This is a genomic window from Citrobacter sp. TBCS-14 (genome assembly GCF_005280805.1).
Lineage (GTDB): Bacteria > Pseudomonadota > Gammaproteobacteria > Enterobacterales > Enterobacteriaceae > Citrobacter > Citrobacter gillenii.
The window spans coordinates 1-310 of record NZ_SZWM01001357.1 but is presented as its reverse complement, the minus strand read 5'-3'; the positions used below and the strand labels follow the sequence as shown (position 1 = coordinate 310).

General features: G+C 52.6%; 1 protein-coding gene. It reads left to right on the top strand.

Going from position 1 to position 310, the window contains the following annotated elements; genetic code table 11:
• Window positions 1-310, top strand: a 310-nt coding sequence (locus tag FDX22_RS29900) for an arginine N-succinyltransferase (protein WP_186805492.1), incomplete at both ends; no start/stop codon positions are given.

Here is a 310-nt window from a genome sequence, read left to right as displayed (position 1 = left end):
GCCCAAAAGTGAGCAGGGATATGTGTTTGTGCTGGAAGACAGCGCCAGCGGAACTGTGGCGGGGATTTGCGCCATTGAGGTGGCGGTAGGACTTAACGATCCCTGGTACAACTATCGGGTCGGTACTCTGGTGCATGCCTCGAAAGAGTTGAATGTCTATAACGCATTACCGACGCTGTTTCTCAGTAACGATCACACCGGAAGCAGTGAGCTTTGCACGCTGTTTCTCGATCCGGACTGGCGTAAAGAAGGTAACGGCTATTTGTTGTCGAAGTCGCGCTTTATGTTCATGGCCGCGTTTCGTGACCGT